Source organism: Kitasatospora sp. NPDC085464, assembly GCF_044541955.1.
GTDB lineage: Bacteria > Actinomycetota > Actinomycetes > Streptomycetales > Streptomycetaceae > Kitasatospora.
Genome location: NZ_JBITTM010000034.1, coordinates 1 through 15,545 on the forward strand (window position 1 = coordinate 1; position 15,545 = coordinate 15,545).

The 15,545-nt window shown below is 73.2% G+C and carries 10 protein-coding genes and 1 rRNA gene; 3 read left to right on the plus strand and 8 right to left on the minus strand.

The window, feature by feature from the left end; all coding sequences use genetic code 11:
* The 5 genes from ACIGG8_RS28040 to ACIGG8_RS28060 all read right to left on the minus strand — a co-directional run.
* Positions 1-93 (minus strand): 16S ribosomal RNA (locus ACIGG8_RS28040); the annotation flags it as partial.
* A 561-nt stretch (positions 94-654) separates the two neighbouring features.
* On the minus strand, positions 655-1,323 hold the full coding sequence (locus ACIGG8_RS28045) for a nucleoside/nucleotide kinase family protein (protein ID WP_396551587.1): 669 nt from the start codon (positions 1,321-1,323) through the stop codon (positions 655-657).
* A 100-nt stretch (positions 1,324-1,423) separates the two neighbouring features.
* On the minus strand, positions 1,424-2,386 hold the full coding sequence (locus ACIGG8_RS28050) for an LD-carboxypeptidase (RefSeq protein WP_396551588.1): 963 nt from the start codon (positions 2,384-2,386) through the stop codon (positions 1,424-1,426).
* 205 nt (positions 2,387-2,591) lie between these two features.
* Positions 2,592-3,671: a tryptophan--tRNA ligase gene (gene trpS, locus ACIGG8_RS28055; protein WP_396551589.1), complete on the minus strand. Its 1,080-nt coding sequence runs from the start codon at positions 3,669-3,671 to the stop codon at positions 2,592-2,594.
* Positions 3,672-3,855: 184 nt separating this feature from the next.
* Entirely contained in the window at positions 3,856-5,319 is a 1,464-nt protein-coding gene (locus tag ACIGG8_RS28060) for an APC family permease (RefSeq protein ID WP_396551590.1), read from the minus strand.
* A 415-nt stretch (positions 5,320-5,734) separates the two neighbouring features.
* On the opposite strand from ACIGG8_RS28060, the gene ACIGG8_RS28065 reads away from it, so the two are divergent.
* Positions 5,735-6,784, plus strand: coding sequence for an ABC transporter substrate-binding protein (locus ACIGG8_RS28065; protein ID WP_396551665.1), 1,050 nt, complete (start codon positions 5,735-5,737; stop codon positions 6,782-6,784).
* Between the two features lie 276 nt (positions 6,785-7,060).
* Positions 7,061-8,260: a hypothetical protein gene (locus ACIGG8_RS28070; protein WP_396551591.1), complete on the plus strand. Its 1,200-nt coding sequence runs from the start codon at positions 7,061-7,063 to the stop codon at positions 8,258-8,260.
* Between the two features lie 104 nt (positions 8,261-8,364).
* Here the strand turns inward: ACIGG8_RS28070 and ACIGG8_RS28075 are convergent, their stop codons facing one another.
* Positions 8,365-8,910, minus strand: coding sequence for an NUDIX domain-containing protein (locus tag ACIGG8_RS28075; RefSeq protein ID WP_350526618.1), 546 nt, complete (start codon positions 8,908-8,910; stop codon positions 8,365-8,367).
* A 203-nt stretch (positions 8,911-9,113) separates the two neighbouring features.
* Here ACIGG8_RS28075 and ACIGG8_RS28080 point away from each other — a divergent pair, with 203 nt between their 5' ends.
* A complete protein-coding gene (locus ACIGG8_RS28080; RefSeq protein ID WP_396551592.1) occupies positions 9,114-10,091 on the plus strand; it encodes an ATP-grasp domain-containing protein in 978 nt (325 codons plus the stop codon).
* 184 nt (positions 10,092-10,275) lie between these two features.
* Here the strand turns inward: ACIGG8_RS28080 and ACIGG8_RS28085 are convergent, their stop codons facing one another.
* Positions 10,276-14,343, minus strand: coding sequence for an ABC transporter transmembrane domain-containing protein (locus tag ACIGG8_RS28085; RefSeq protein ID WP_396551593.1), 4,068 nt, complete (start codon positions 14,341-14,343; stop codon positions 10,276-10,278).
* 396 nt (positions 14,344-14,739) lie between these two features.
* Entirely contained in the window at positions 14,740-15,483 is a 744-nt protein-coding gene (locus ACIGG8_RS28090; RefSeq protein WP_396551594.1) for a TetR family transcriptional regulator, read from the minus strand.
* Positions 15,484-15,545: the final 62 nt, after the last annotated feature.

A 15,545-nucleotide genomic window follows, 5' to 3' on the forward strand; every position in this document is an offset into this window, starting at 1 on the left:
ACTGATCCACCCCGAAGGGCTTCACCGTTCGACTTGCATGTGTTAAGCACGCCGCCAGCGTTCGTCCTGAGCCAGGATCAAACTCTCCGTGAATGCTTTCCCGGCAGTACCCATTTAAGAGCGCCGGTCGACACCCGCGTTGAGCGGCACGGCAACCACCGGAATAGGGCGGCCCCGCGCACTGCGTCCTCGCTAGTGTTTATTTCAAAAGGAATCTCCAACCCCGATCAAACGATCGAGGCCGGGGATGTCAACATATCTGGCGTTGACTTTTGGCACGCTGTTGAGTTCTCAAGGAACGGACGCTTCCTTCGGACCGCCTTCCAGCGGACCCTCCGGGCTTCGTTCTTTCGTGTTTCCAGCTTATCAGATGTTTTCCGCTCCGTTTCCGGGGCTTCGTTCATCCAACTCGCCGGTGTCTTCCGGGGCTTGACGCCCCGTCCGACGTTTCAAACTCTAGCCGATCCCTGCCCCGAAAGGCGAATCGACCGCAATCCGATAAAACGAACACGCCGAATAAGAACCGAGCCGCGACGCAGAAATGCGAACGCAACCCAGCCCGAACCTGGGAAGTGGTGTTTCAGAGGATTGGCCGCCCCGGGACCGTCCGCGCCGATGCGTGTCCGGTGCTCCCTGCCGAGCGACTAGGAAACACTACGCCTGTCCGGCCTCGAAGGCAAACCCGCCCGTCCCGGAGACGGTCCGGGTGCAGAGCGCCTGCCCGGGCTTCACGTACTCACCGTTGGGGTGGTCGTTGCCGGTGACCCAATGCCGTGCGCCGGCCTCGTCGCGACCGCCGGCGCGGTGGCGGCCGAGGAGCCGCTCCTCGCGGACGGTGTCGTCGGCGTGGACGTACCAGAGTTCGCGCAGCAGGCGGCGGGCGTCCGGCCACGGGGTGTCGGCGGACGCGAGGTAGTTGCCCTCGGTGATGACGAGGCGGGTGTGCGGGCGGACCACGTGGCGGGCGGCGACCGGTTCGTCCAGGGTGCGGTCGAAGTCCGGGACGTAGATGTCCTGGAAGCGGTCGGCGGCGATGCGGCGCAGCAGGGCGACGTAGCCGTGGGCGTCGAAGGTGGCCGGGGCGCCCTTCCGGTGGGCCAGGCCCAGGCGGTCGAGCTGGGCCCCGGAGAGGTGGAAGCCGTCGAGCGGGACGTAGGCGGCGGTGCCCGGTCCTTCGGCGTGCTCGATCTCGGCGACCAGGTGGCGGGCCAGGGTGGACTTGCCGGCACCGGGCGGGCCGGCAAGTCCGAGGATCGTGCGGGCGTTGCTGCCCGGGCCGCGGAGGAAGCCGAGGGCAAGGGTGGTGAGGCGGTCCTCGTTCATGGCCGCACCTTACTCACCTGGGGCCCGAGGAACCGGGCCTTCGACGACCCGTCTTTCGACCCCCGGCCTCCGACGACATGGGCCTTCGACGACCGGATGCTCAGGCCGCCCGCTCGGCCAGCGCGGGCGCGTCGAGGGTGAGCGTGCCGGCGTCGGCGTCGAGCAGGGCGGGGACGCCCAGCGGAACGGTCAGGGTGGACGGGCAGTGGCCGAAGCCCAGCTCCCAGAGCACCGGTACGCCGAGCCCGCCGAGCCGGTCGAGCATCACCTCGCGGACCCGCTCGGGCCGTCCGCAGCCTTCCCAGGAGCCGAGGGCGATGCCGGCCACGCCGTCGAGGGCACCGGAGCGCAGGAACTGGGTGAGGAGGCGGTCCAGCTGGTACGGGTGCTCGTTGACGTCTTCGAGCACCAGGATGCTGCCCTCGTAGGAGGGACGGGCCGCCGGTGTGCCGCGCTCGGCGGCGAGGACGTGGACGCATCCTCCGGCGGTGACGCCGCGGGCGCGGCCGGGGACGAGCGGGCCGGCGGTGGCCGAGGTGAGGACCGTGGTGGCGGCGGGGTCGAAGAGGGTGCGGCGCAGGTGCTCGGCGGTGGGACCGTCGGAGATGAAGGAGGCGCCCGCGGCCAGCGGCCCGTAGAAGGTGACGAGGCCCAGGTGCCGGGCGAAGGCCTCGTGCAGGGAGCTGACGTCGCTGAAGCCGATGAAGGGCTTGGGTGCGGCGGCACGCATCGCCGTCCAGTCGAGCAGGTCGACCATCCGGTGCACCCCGTAGCCGCCGCGGGCGCAGATGACGGCGTCGACGGTGGGGTCGAGCCAGGCGCTCTGGAGGTCGGCGGCACGGTCCGCGTCGGTGCCGGCGAGGTAGCCGAGGGCGGGGTGGGTGTCGAGGACGTGCGGGGCGACGGTGACGCGCAGCCCCCAGGAGCGGAGGATCGCGCAGCCGGTGGTGAGGCGTTCGGGTTCGATCGGGCCGCTGGTGGCGACGACGGCGATGTGGTCGCCGGGGCGCAGGTGCGGCGGACGGGTCAGCCCCTGGCCGGGTGTGGTCGGGTGCTGGTCCATGGGCCGGGCCGCCTTTCGGGCGCGGGAGCGGGGGACGGGCGGCCGCGGTGTGGTTGCGGCCGCCCGGTGACGATATGCCCCCGCGGTGACCGGCCGATGTCCGAGGGGCGGTGCCCGAAGGACGGGGGGCGTAAGGACGGGACCCGACGGACGGCGTCCGGGCGCGGACGTCCGCGGCGTGCGGGCCCGCCGGGGTGAGGGCTCTTCAGATCACGGCGCCCATCACCTCCCGGACCTCCCGCAGGGTGGCGTCGGCGACGGCACTGGCCCGCTCGGCGCCGTCGCGCAGGACCTGCCGGAGGTGTCCGCGGTCGGCGGCGAGCTCGGCGCGGCGGGCGCGCAGCGGCCGGAGGTACTCGTTGACGGACTCGGTGGCGACGCGCTTGAGCGCGGCGGCGCCGCCGTCCCCGATCTCCTCGGCGACGGCCTCGGGGGCACGGTCCTGGCAGAGCGCGGCGAGCAGGACGAGGCTGGACACCTCGGGGCGGTCGACCGGGTCGTAGCCGATGCGGCGGTCGGCGTCGGTCCTGGCGCCGCGGATGATCCGGGCGGTCTCGTCCTCGGTGGCGCCCAGGGCGACGGCGTTGCCCCGGCTCTTGCTCATCTTTCCGCCGTCGGTGCCGAGCAGCATCGGGGCGTCGGAGAGCAGGGCCTGCGGGCGGGGGAAGACGGCGCTGCCGTCGGCGTGCGGGTAGCGCTCGTTGAAGCGGCGGGCGACGGTGCGGGCGACTTCGAGATGGGGCAGCTGGTCCTGACCGACCGGGACGAGGTCGGCCTTGCAGAAGAGGATGTCGGCGGCCTGGTGGACGGGGTAGGTGAACATCAGCCCGCTCACCGCGGACTGGCGGGAGTGGGCGATCTCGTCCTTGACGGTGGGGTTCCGGTTCAGTTCGGCGACGCTGACCAGGCTGAGGAAGGGCAGCAGCAGCTGGTTGAGGGCGGGAACGGCGCTGTGCGCGAAGATCGTGGACCGCTCGGGGTCGAGGCCGGCCGCGAGGTAGTCGAGGACGAGGTTCTCGGTGTGCTCGGCGAGCCGGTCGGCGAGGTCGCGGTCGGTGATGACCTGGTAGTCGGCGACCACGACGAACATCTCGACGCCTTGGTCCTGCAGTCGGACGCGGTTGCGCAGGGTGCCGAAGTAGTGGCCGAGGTGGAGCGGGCCGGTGGGGCGGTCCCCGGTGAGGACGCGGTGGGCGGTCGGGTCGTCGATCAGGCCGGTCTCGGCGGCTGCAGTGCCGAGCGCGGCGGCGGACGTGACGGGCGGGGCGGCGGTCTCGGTGGTCACGGGTTCTCCTCGGTGCGGCGGTGTGGCGGCCGTCCGGGGCGAGGGGCCCGTCCCGCGGGAGAGCGGGGGAAACGCAAAAGGGCCGTCCATCCCGGACGGGCCCTGGTCAGGCGAGTGCTGGTGGCCGTCCTAGGACGGCCACCAGCACAGGCCCACGAAGCGCTTCATGCGCCCAAGCGTAGCGTCAGTCCTCCATCACCAGCGCGGGAGTTTCCTTGCGCAGGGTCTCGCCGCGGAAGAACTCCGGCCGTACCAGGCCGTAGCAGGTCATCAGCAGTGCGCCGAGCAGCAGGATGCCGACGCCGATGACGAACACCGAGCCGACGCCGAGGACGGCTCCGCTGCCGTAGTCGGGGGCCCAGGCGTCGGTGAGGGTCTGGAGGAAGACCCCGCTCAGCAGCAGGCCGCCGAGGAGCGGGGCGATGCCCTTGAGCAGCAGGTCGCGCGGGCTGGTGCGCAGCGAGCGGCGGAAGTACCAGACGCAGGCGAAGGCGGTCAGCGCGTAGTAGGAGCAGATCATCAGGCCGAGCGCCAGGATGGTGTCCTCGACGACGTTCTCGCTGATCAGGCTCATGCCGACGTAGAAGACGGCGGTGGCGCTGCCGGCCGCCACGGTGGCGTAGCCGGGGGTGCGGAAGCGCGGGTGGACGGCGCCGAAGCGCGGCGGCACGGCGCGGTAGGCACTCATCGCGAGCAGGGTGCGGGCCACTGGGATGAAGGTGGTCTGCAGGCTGGCGGCTGCGCTGGCGACCACGGCCAGGAAGAGCAGGATGCTCCACGGCGAACCGAGCACCGGGCGGGCCAGCGCGGCGAAGACGTTATCGGCGGTCTCCGGGTTGCCCAGACCGGTGCCGGTGGTGCCGACGCCGGCGAACATCTGGGCGGCGATCGCGACCAGCAGGTACGAGCCGACCAGGGTGACCATGGAGATCATCGCGGCGCGGCCGGGGGTCTTGGCGCTCCCGAGGGTCTCCTCGTTCATGGTGAGGCAGGTGTCCCAACCCCAGTACATGAAGATCGACAGCGACAGTCCGGCGGTGAACGCGCTGAACGAGCCGACCTGGAGCGGGTCGAGCCAGGAGAAGGAGAAGCCGATCGAGTCGGGCAGGTCACCGGCGGCGGCCTTGCCGACGGCGATCGCCGCGAACAGCAGCAGCACCGCCAGCTGGAGCCCGACCAGGCCGTACTGGAACCACTTGGTGGCGGTCATCCCCCGGTAGCTCATCGCGGTGGCACCGGCTATCAGCAGGACGACGGTGAGCAGGTGGACGGCCGTGTTCCGGTCGAGATCGGCGACCCAGCCGCTGCCGGTCATCTCGCCGAGCATCAGGTAGAGGAATTCGGTCGCCACCCCGGCCAGGTTGGAGAGCACGATGATCGTCGCGACGGTCAGCCCCCAGCCCGCCATCCAGCCGACTCGGGGGCCGAAGGCCTTGGCGGTCCAGGTGAAGGACGTTCCGCAGTCCGGGAAGTCCTTGTTCAGCTCCTTGTAGGCGAACGCGACGAGCAGCATCGGCAGGAAGCCGGCCAGGAAGACCGCGGGCATCCGGACGCCGACTGCGGTGACGGTCGGGCCGAGCGTCGCGGTCAGGCAGTAGACCGGGGCGACCGTCGAGACGCCCAGCACCACACTGCCCAGCAGGCCCACGGAACCGCCCCGTAGACCCTTGTCCCCCGCTCCCCCGGCCGTCCCCGGGTCGGGGACTCCACCACTGGTGCCACTGACCGGGGCACCCTGCGGAGCGCCGGGCGCCGTTGCCCGGCCGCTACTCGTGTGCTCTGAGAGCTGCTGATCAAACACCAGCGCACTCTAAGTGCGGACACGGAATGTTGAATAGACCAACTCTTGGTGATTTTATGCACTTACGATGACTTTTCCGCTCTTGACTCCCCCCTCCGAGTCCCTCTCGCGGTAGCGCACGGTCCAGATCGATATAGGTTAGCCTCACCTAAGTTCGATCTCCCCGTTCCGACCCGTGAAGGAGCGTCGCGTGGCCCCCACCTCCGACGATCTGGCCTCCGCCCCCCGTACCCCCGACCGCCGCAGGTTCCTCAGGGCCGGGATCGCCGGCGGGGCGGTGCTCGGCCTCGGCGGCCTGCTCGCCGCCTGCGGCAGCTCGGGCGGCTCCGGTGGTTCGGCCGGCTCCGACGGCTCCGGCGGATCGGCCCCGGGTGGCGGCTCCGCGCCCGACCAGAAGTCGGTCAAGCAGGGCGGCGACGACTACGCCACCGTCATCGAGAAGATGAAGGGCTTCGGCACCGACGCCGCACCCGGCGTCTACCCGCGGACCGTCAAGCACGCGATGGCCGAGACCGTCATCCCGGCCAGGCCCACCCGGGTCGTGGTGCTGGACACCGGCGAGCTCGACAACGTCGTCTCGCTCGGCATCCAGCCGGTCGGCGTCGTCCACGCCGACGCTTCCAAGTCCCTGCCGTCCTACCTCAAGGACAAGGCCGGCAGCCCCGCCGCCGTCGGCACCATCAACAGCCTCAACCTGGAGGCGATCGCCGCGCTCAAGCCGGACCTGATCCTCGGCAGCCGGCTGCGCGCCCAGGACCAGTACGCACAGCTGTCCAAGATCGCACCGACCGTCTTCTCGCTCCGCCCCGGCTACCCCTGGAAGCAGAACTTCCTGCTCAACGCGAGCACGTTCGGCCTGGAGGCCGAGGCCGGGGCGCAGCTCGACGCCTACCGCGCGGCGGCCACCGCGATCGGCGCCGGGCTCGGCGACAAGCGGCCCACCATCACACCCCTGCGCTTCATGCCGGGCCGCACCCGGCTCTACGCCGAACTCTCCTTCATCGGCACCGTCCTCACTGACGTTCCGCTGCCGCAGCCCGCGATCGAGCAGGTCAAGGAGCTCGCGGTGGAGGTCGGCCCGGAGCAGATCGACAAGGCCGACGCCGACTGGATCTTCTACGGCGTGTACGGCAGCCCCAGCTCGACCAACCAGGACACGGTGCTGGGCGGCGCGCTCTGGAAGACCCTCGGAGCGGTCAAGTCCGGGCAGGCCCGCCCGGTTTCGGACGAGACCTGGTTCCTCGGGCTCGGCGTCATGGCGGCGAACGCGGTCCTCGCCGACCTCAAGGGGTTCGTCGCGCCCGGCAGTTGACCGGGCACCGTCGGCACGGGCGGCGGCGCGGGCGGCGGCGCGGCGGCGATCTGCCGGGAGTCCTCGCGGGGGTCCTCGGGCTGGTCCTCGCGGGGGTCCTCGGGCTGGTCCTCGCGCGGGTCCTTCCGGATGCCCCCGGGCTGGTCCTCCCACGGGTCCTTCCGGATGCCCTCGCGTGGTCGTGCGGTGGTCGCACGCACACCGCCGGGTCGGACGCTTGGAGCTGGTCGCGCGGTGCGGGAGGATCGTCGGGACCGTCCCCCGAAGGGCCCGCCGATGACCTCGCCCCACCTCGCCGCAACCGATCCGCGCCTGCCCGGCCCGCCCGGGGAGAGCGCCGGATCCGCACCCCCGCCCGCCGTACCCGGGCCGGCCGCCGCGGCCGGCCCGATGTGCTCGATCGCGACCGCGGTCGAGACGGGCACGGTCGCGCCCGGGTCCACCGACGGCGTGATCCGCCGGGCCCCCTCGCCCCGCCACGACTCGGTGCCGCAGCCGCGCAGCCGGGACGACGCGGACGCGCTCGCCCTCCCCGCGACGGTCTCCGTGCCGGACCCGTCCGTGGTGGACGGCGACCCGACGACGGCACGCCTGCGGGCGGCGTTCGCCGAACGGCTGCGGGCCGCACGGACCGAGGGTCGCTCGGTCGCCGAGCTGGCGGCCGCGTGCCGTCGGCCGGTCGCGGAGGTCCGGGCGATGCTCGGCGAGGAGGAGAAGGAGGAGGCCGACGGCGGAGCCGGGAGCAGCGGCGGCACCGGGGCAGAGGCCGGGGCTGACGTCGAGGCCGAGGCCGAGGTCGGGTTCGTGCGCTTCCCGTCGGTCGTCGCGCCGGAGGGCATCCCGTCCGTACCGGCGCAGCGTTCGGTGCGCGAGGAGCTGCGGGCCTTCGGGCCCCTGCGGCCGTCGCCCTCGCGCCGACTGCGCCGGATGCACCCGCAGGCCACACCGGACGGGCAGGAGGCGACCGCACGGGAGACGGCCGCGGCCGGCCCCGCCGGGGCGGGCCTCCCGGGTGCTGCCGCACGGACGGGCGAACTCGGCGGTACGGCGGGGGCGGTGGCGGATCAGGTGGTGCCGGGGGCCGGTGCCACGACCGCGGCACCCCTGGACGGCGGTGCCCTCCACGCCGAGGCGCCGCACACCGAACCGCAGCTCGGCATCCTGATCGGTGGGAACCCCGGTCTGCCCGAGCCCGTCGGTCGGCCGGAGGAGCGGGCGCCGGTCCGGGTGGCGGCCGAGCCGATCCGGGTCGGCCGCGGCACCAGCCTGGTGGTGCTGCCCTCCTGGCGCCCCGCCATCGCCGTCTCGGTGCCGACCGAGCAGCTGCTGGCCGCGACCGGTCTCGGCTACGAGCAACTCGCGGGCGCCCGGCTGACGGTGCTGATGAACCCGAGCGCGCTGCACGACCGGGAGCTGGAACTGCACGGCTGGGAGACCGGTCCCGGCACGCGGGGCCGACGCCGCGGGCGGCCCTGACAGCACGCGCCGACGCCTGGCGACCCCCGCCCCCGACACCGCCGGACGGGTACCGCCGGCCCCCGCGGGGTGGGCAAGGGGGGTGGGCCGCTGCCGGTCGACGGTCAGCGGACCGCCGGGGCGTTCGGGACGTACCCGAGGTCGACGGGCACCGGCGGGTTGCCGTCCACGGCCCAGCCCCGGCGGACGGCGTCCAGCAGCTCCGGAAGCCGGGGCGGCCACAGTGCGTCGGCGTTCTCGTCGGCGAGGTCGGCCGGGGTCCACCAGCGCCAGTCGAGGATCCGGTCGACGGCGTGCACCGCGCTGACGTCACCGACCGGGCCGCGGTGCGGTCCACCGGTGAGGTAGATGTGCTCGTGCTGGCGCACCGGGGTGCCGTGCCAGGTGAAGTCGTGTTCCCAGGTGCAGAGCAGCGGGCCGGGTTCGAGGTCGGTCCAGCCGGTCTCCTCCCACAGCTCGCGCCGGGCCCCCTCCCACGGGGACTCGCCCGCCTCCAGTCCGCCACCCGGCATCGTCCAGTGGACGCCGACCTCGTCGTTGTCCGAACGGAGCAGGAACACCGAGCCGTCCTCGTCCAGGACCACCGTGCGGGCGGCCTGTCGCGGCACGCGCTTGTGGGGGCGCAGCAGATTGCGCATCGGGTTTCGCATCGGATCACTCTCGCAGCGGGCCTCCGGAACGTCGAGCGGATGCGTCGCTCCGTCCGGCCTTCGAGTACTTCGAGCCCGTCGAGTCCTCGGGGGGCAGCTGGTCGGCGGGGGCCTTCACATCCCTGGGGTCCTTCGGGTCCTTCCGGCTTCCGAACCGCCTGGCGCGGGCGCCGGACCTGCCCGTTCGCCGTACCCTGACGGCCATGCCCGTACCCGCGATCATCTTCCCCGTCGATCCGCTCAACCCGCGCCGGCCCGATCCGCACTTCGCGTGGGAAGCCAGGCTGCTGCGGGAGTTGGGTGGCGAGCACCACCTCGTCGACCACGACGCGCTGCTCACCGGACGGGCCCCGGAGGCGGTCCGGCGGGTGCCGCGGGACAGCGGACCGCTCTGGTACCGGGGGTGGATGCTCCCCTCCGCCCGGTACGCCGACTTCGCCGCCGCGCTCACGGCACGCGGCGGCAACCTGCTGACCAGCGCGCCCGGTTACGCGGCCGCGCATGAACTGCCCGGCTGGTACGGCGTGTTCGAGGGGGCGACGCCGGCGAGTGCCTGGATCCCGTCGGACGGACCGGTGGCGCCCGGGCCACAGGAGCTGTCGGCAGCCGTGGCCCGAATCGGCGGGAGCGGCCCGGCGATCGTCAAGGACTACGTGAAGTCCCGCAAGCACGAGTGGCACGAGGCCTGCTACGTACCGGAGTTGGCCGACCTGCCGGCCGTCGGGCGGGTGGTGCGGCGGTTCGTCGAGCTGCAGGGCGAGTTCCTGGCCGGCGGGGTGGTGCTGCGGCGCTACGAGGAGTTCGAGCACGCCGACGGCGCTGAGGGCGCCGGCGGTTCCGGGGGTGCTGAGGGCGCCGGCGGCTCCCGCGGCTCCGACGGTGGCAAGGGGGACGAACCAGGTGCGGGCGGGCGGGCCGTGGAGGCGCGGGTGTGGTGGCTGGACGGCCGGCCGATCCTGGTCGGGCCGCATCCGGACGCCCCGCGCCGGAACGTCGAGCCCGACCTCACCGAGGTCCGGGCGCTGGTCCGGAGGCTCGGCTGCCGCTTCGTCACCACCGACCTCGCCCGCCGGGCCGACGGCTCCGGCTGGCGGGTGGTCGAGGTCGGGGACGGACAGGTGAGCGACCTGCCGCGCGGAATCGACCCCTCGGGGCTGCTGACCTCGCTGATCACCGCCTGACGGGCCTCGTGACGGGTCTCGCGTGACGGGCCTCGTGACGGGTCTCGTGACGGGCCTCGTGACGGGCCTCGTGTGACGGGCATGTGTGACGGTCTCCCCCGATGGGTCGCGCCCGGCGGGCCGCCCGGCGGATCGCGGGCAGGGCGCTCCCCGGACCGGGCCCGTCCGGGGAGCGGCCCGGGGGCTACCCGGCGGCGACGGTCTCGGCGGCCGGGTGGCCGTCCGCGATGAACGCCTGCCAGAGCCGGGCGTAGGTACCGTCCAGGGCGAGCAGTTCGGTGTGGGTGCCGTCCTCGACCACCCGTCCGTGGTCCAGCACGATCACCCGGTCGGCGCGCTCGGCGGTGGTCAGGCGGTGGGCGATGACCAGCGTGGTCCGACCGCCGCTGAGCCGGTCCGCGGCGTGGTTGACCGCCGCCTCGGTGGCGAGGTCGAGCGCCGCGGTGGCCTCGTCGAGCAACAGGACGTCCGGGTCGACCAGTTCGGCCCGGGCCAGCGCGATCAGCTGGCGCTGACCCGCCGAGAGGTTGCGGCCGCGGCCGGCCACCTCGTGGTCGTAGCCGCCCGAGAGCCGGACGATCATGTCGTGCGCGCCCACCGCCCGGGCCGCCGCCTCCACCTCCTCGGCCGAGGCGCCCGGCCGGCCGTACGCGATGGCCTCGCGGACCGTACCGGCGAACAGGTAGGCCTCCTGCGGCACCACGCCCAGACGGTGGCGGTACTGCGCCAGGTCGTAGCGGGTGAGGTCGACCCCGTCCACCCGGACGGTGCCCTCGGTCGCGTCGTAGAACCGGGCCACCAGCTTCACCAGCGTCGACTTCCCGGCGCCGGTCTCACCGACCAGCGCCACCGTCTGCCCGGCCGGGATGTGCAGGTTCACGTCGGCCAGCACCTTCGGGGCGCCGTCCGCTCCGCCGTTGTAGGCGAAGCCGACTCCCTCGAAGTCGATCTCGCCGCGCAGCCCCTTGGGCACCGGGACCGGGTCGGCCGCCGGGGCCGTGGTCGTCGGCGTGCGCAGCAGCTCGCGGATCCGGCCGAGGCCCACGGAGGCCTGCTGGTAGCCGTCGAAGACCTGGGACAGCTGGTTGACCGGTGCGAAGAACAGGTCGATGTAGAGCAGGTATGCGACCAGCGCGCCGACCGTCAGCGTTCCGGCGTCGACCCGGGCGGCGCCGACGATCAGCACCAGTGCGGCGGCCACGCTGGAGAGGAACTGGACGAACGGGAAGTACAGCGAGATGTACAGCTGCGCGCGGACCCGGGCCTCGCGGTACGCGATGCCGCGCGCCACGAAGCGGTCGGTGTTGGTGTCCAGGCGGCGGAACGCCTGCACGATCCGCATGCCGGCCACGTTCTCCTGGAGGTCGGCGTTGACGACGCTGATCAGGTCGCGGGAGCGCTCGTACTGGTCCTTGGACTTCCTGCGGAACACCAGCGTGGCGATCACCAGCAGCGGCAGTACCGCGAAGACCACCAGGGCCAGGCCGGCGTCGATGATCAGCAGGGCGGCGAAGATCCCGGCGAAGGTCAGCAGGCTGACCACGGCGGTGACCATGCCGGTCTGCAGGAAGGACGTCAGCGAGTCCAGGTCCGTGGTCATCCGGGTCATGATCCGGCCGGTCAGCTCGCGCTCGTAGTAGTCCAGGCCGAGCCGGTTGAGGTGGGCGAAGATCTTCAGCCGGAGCGTGTAGAGGACGCGCTCACCGGTGCGGCCGCTGACCCGGTTCTCGGCACCCTGCACCAGCCAGTCCAGCAGCACCACGACCAGCGCGGTGAGCGCGGCCACCGCGACACCGGACATCAGGCCCTTGCGGACGCCCTCGTCGATGCCGTGCCGAATCAGCACCGGCAGGACCAGGCCGGCCGCCGCGTCCAGGGCGACCAGCAGCAGGGCGATGAGCAGCGGAGTGCGGAAGGGGCGCAGCAGGCGGCTCAGGCTGAAGTCCGGGTCGCCGGCCTCGGCCTCGGGGCGGGCGACGGCCGGGGTGTCGGCGGCGGGCGGGAGGGCGGCGACCTTGTCCAGCAGGTCGGGGTCCGCGGTGCGGGCGGCCTTGGACAGGGCGGGGGTGGGGAGCTCGGGGCTGGGGAGCCCGGGGGTGGTGGGAGCGGTCGGCTGCTCGGCGGACGGCTTCCGGTCGGACGGCTTCCGGTCGGAGGGTGTCCGGTCGGGCGCCTGCACGGCCGACGGCTGCCGGGAGTCCTGGTGCCGGGCGGCCGTCGCGTCGGCGGCCGGATCGGCCTGCGGTTCGGCGGGTGCCCCGCTCCGCGGACGACCCGCCTCGGGGTCGGTGATCAGCGCCCGGTACTGGGGACATCGGGCTTCGAGTTCCTCGTGCGTACCGAGGTCCAGCAGGCGGCCGTGGTCCAGGACGGCGATCCGGTCGGCGAGCTGGAGGGTCGAACGGCGGTGGGCGATCAGCAGCGTGGTGCGGCCGGTCATCACCGAGCGCAGCGCGTCGTGGATCTCCGCCTCGACCTGCGGGTCCACCGCCGAGGTGGCGTCGTCCAGCAGCAGGATCCGGGGGTCGGTGAGGATCGCCCGGGCCAGGGCGATGCGCTGGCGCTGGCCACCGGAGAGGGTCAGGCCCTGCTCGCCGACCCTGGTCTCGTAGCCGTCCGGGAGCGCACGGACGAACTCGTCGGCCTGGGCGGCGCGCGCGGCGGCGACCACCTGCTCGTCCGTGGCGTCCGGGCGGCCGTAGGCGATGTTGGTGCGGACCGACTCGGAGAACAGGAAGCTCTCCTCCGGGACGATGCCGACCGTCGCCCGGACCGAGTCCAGGGTGAGGTCCCGCAGGTCGTGGCCGTAGAGGCGGACGGCACCGGCGGCCGGGTCGTAGAAGCGGGGCACCAGCTGGGCCACCGTCGACTTGCCGGAGCCGGAGGCGCCGACCACGGCGAGGGTCTCGCCGGGGGCCAGCTTCAGGCTGAGGCCGTGCAGCACGGGTGCGGGGTGCTCGGGGTCGTAGCGGAACTCGACCTGGTCGAACTCCAGGGCGACGTCGAGGGTCCGGGGGCCGACGGTGGTCCGCCGCGGGGCGTCGCCCACCGGGACGGTGCCGTGCGCGAGGGCGCCGGACGGGACGGTGCCGGACGGGGTGTCGTGGTGCGCCGGATCCGGGGCGGGGTCCGCGGTGAGGTCCAGGGTGAGCGCGTCCGGGCGTTCCCGGACCAGCGGGCGCTCGTCGATCAGCTGCAGGACGCGCTCCACGCCCGCCCGGGCCTGCTGGCCGACCGTGATGATCATGGTCAGCATCCGGACCGGGCCGGTCATCTGCGCCACGTACGTCGAGAAGGCGACGAAGGTCCCGAGCGAGACCTGGCCGTCGACCGCCAGCCAGCCGCCGAAGGCCAGGACGGCGACCTGGGCGAGGGCCGGGATCGCCTGCATCGCCGGGTTGTAGCGGGCGTTGAGCCGGATCGAACGCAGCCGGGCGGCGAACAGGTTGCGGGACGCCTGCTCCAGCTTGTCGAGCTCCTGCGCCTCCTGGCCGAAGCCCTTGACCACGCGGACGCCGCCGATCGCGCCGTCCACCACGCCCGCGACGGCGGCCGCCTCCTGCTGGGCTGCCCAGGTGGAGGGGAACAGGCGCTTGCGGCTGAGCACGGAGACCCACCACAGCGCGGGCGCCATGACCAGGGCGACCAGGGTGAGCGGCGGGGACAGCCAGAGCATCACGATCAGCGACATGACGAACATCAGCAGGTAGCCGGTCATCATCGGCACCATCGAGAGCAGGCCGTTGACCAGCTGGAGGTCGGAGGTCGCCCGCCCGACCACCTGTCCGGTGTCCAGCCGGTCCTGGCGGTGGCCGTCGAGCCGGCCGAGCGACCGGAACAGGTCGCTGCGCAGGTCGTGCTGCACGTCTAGGGCGAGCTGGCCCCCGTAGTAGCGGCGGACCTGGGTGCAGCCGAAGACCACGACGGCGGCCAGCAGCAGCACCACCGCCCAGGGGGCCAGCGAGCGGGTGTGGGCGACGATGACGTCGTCGATGATCAGCTTGGTGACCAGCGGCACCAGCGCGGTGACGGCCATGCCGAGGAGCGAGGCGCCGAAGGCGAGCAGCAGGCTGCGGCGCGACCGCCAGCTGTATCCGACGAGGCGGCGCAGCCAGCCGGCGGGCTCGGTGCGCCCGTCGGCGGCGCCCGTTCCGGCGGCGCGCTCGCCGACGGTGGCCTCCGGGGTCGTCGAGCCGGGGGCCGGTGGGCCGCTCGGGGATTGCTCCACCGTGGATCCGTGAGTCTCAGGCATATTTAGGGATGCTAACCATTTCGTCGAGTGGCCGCCACGGCGTTTCCGACCCCGGGTGGGTTCGGGGCGGGCCGGGGCAGCCCGGATCGTCCGGTCCGGCGGACTGGGCAACAGCGCGCGGCCGGCGGAGATTCCCGATCGAACATCCGCGCGACCGGCATCGACCACCGCCCGCATCCAGGGTCGCCGACCGCCCGTGCAGTGCCCAGCGACCGCGGGTGGTCCGGCGCAGTCCTTTCGGCCTAGGCCTCCGGGCGGGGACGCGCGCGTAAGCGGCCGGTGCCCCGCGCGAAGCGAAACCCGGTGGGACGCGCGCAGCCCGGGGGGAAGCGCGCGGCCCGGGAGAAGGGCGCAGCCCGGCGGAACGACGCCGCTCCCGGCGGAACGGCTCTGCTCCTACTCGGGCACCGACGAGCCCGAGCCGGCCGCGTCCGCGGCGGCGGCGAAGGCGCCGTGGGCGAGGGTGTGCAGCAGGGCGGCCATGCCGTCGCGCTGCAGACCGGACCGCTCACCCTGACCGGACCGCTCACCCTGACCGACCCGCTCGCCCTGGCCGGACCGCTCACCCTGACCGACCCGCTCGCCCTGGCCGGACCGCTCGCCCTGGCCGGGGTTCGAGCCGACGCTGTGCGGGGTCGAGTTGATCAGGCCGAAGACGGCGTGCACGGCGGCGCGCGCCACCGGCTCGGCGGCGGGCTCGGCAAGCGGCGGGTAGGCCTGCCGGACCACGTCCACCCACAGCTCGACGTAGCCGCGCTGGAGCCGGCGGACCGTGCGGCGGTCCTCCTCCTTGAGGTTCAGCAGCTCGCGGTCGTGCAGGGTGATCAGGTCGCGGTCGTCCAGGGCGAAGTCGACGTGGCCGCCGATCAGCGCGTCCAGCGCGGCGACCGGACCGTCGCCACCGCCCGCCCGGCGGCGCCCCTCCTCCAGCAGGCGCTCGCTGATGCCGATCAGCAGGTCGGCGAGCATCGCGTCCTTGCCGGCGAAGTGGCGGTAGAGCCCGGGACCGCTGATCCCGACGGCCTTGCCGATCTCGTCCACGCCCACGCCGAGGAAGCCCCGGGCCGCGAACAGTCGTGCGGCCTCCCGGCGGATCTGGTCGCGGCGTGGGAGCGCAGAAGTTGCGGGGACGTTCGGCATGCCGTCCATCGTAGACAGTCGGGTTATCGGTCGTTAACCTGGGCGGCGTAAGTTAACGTTAA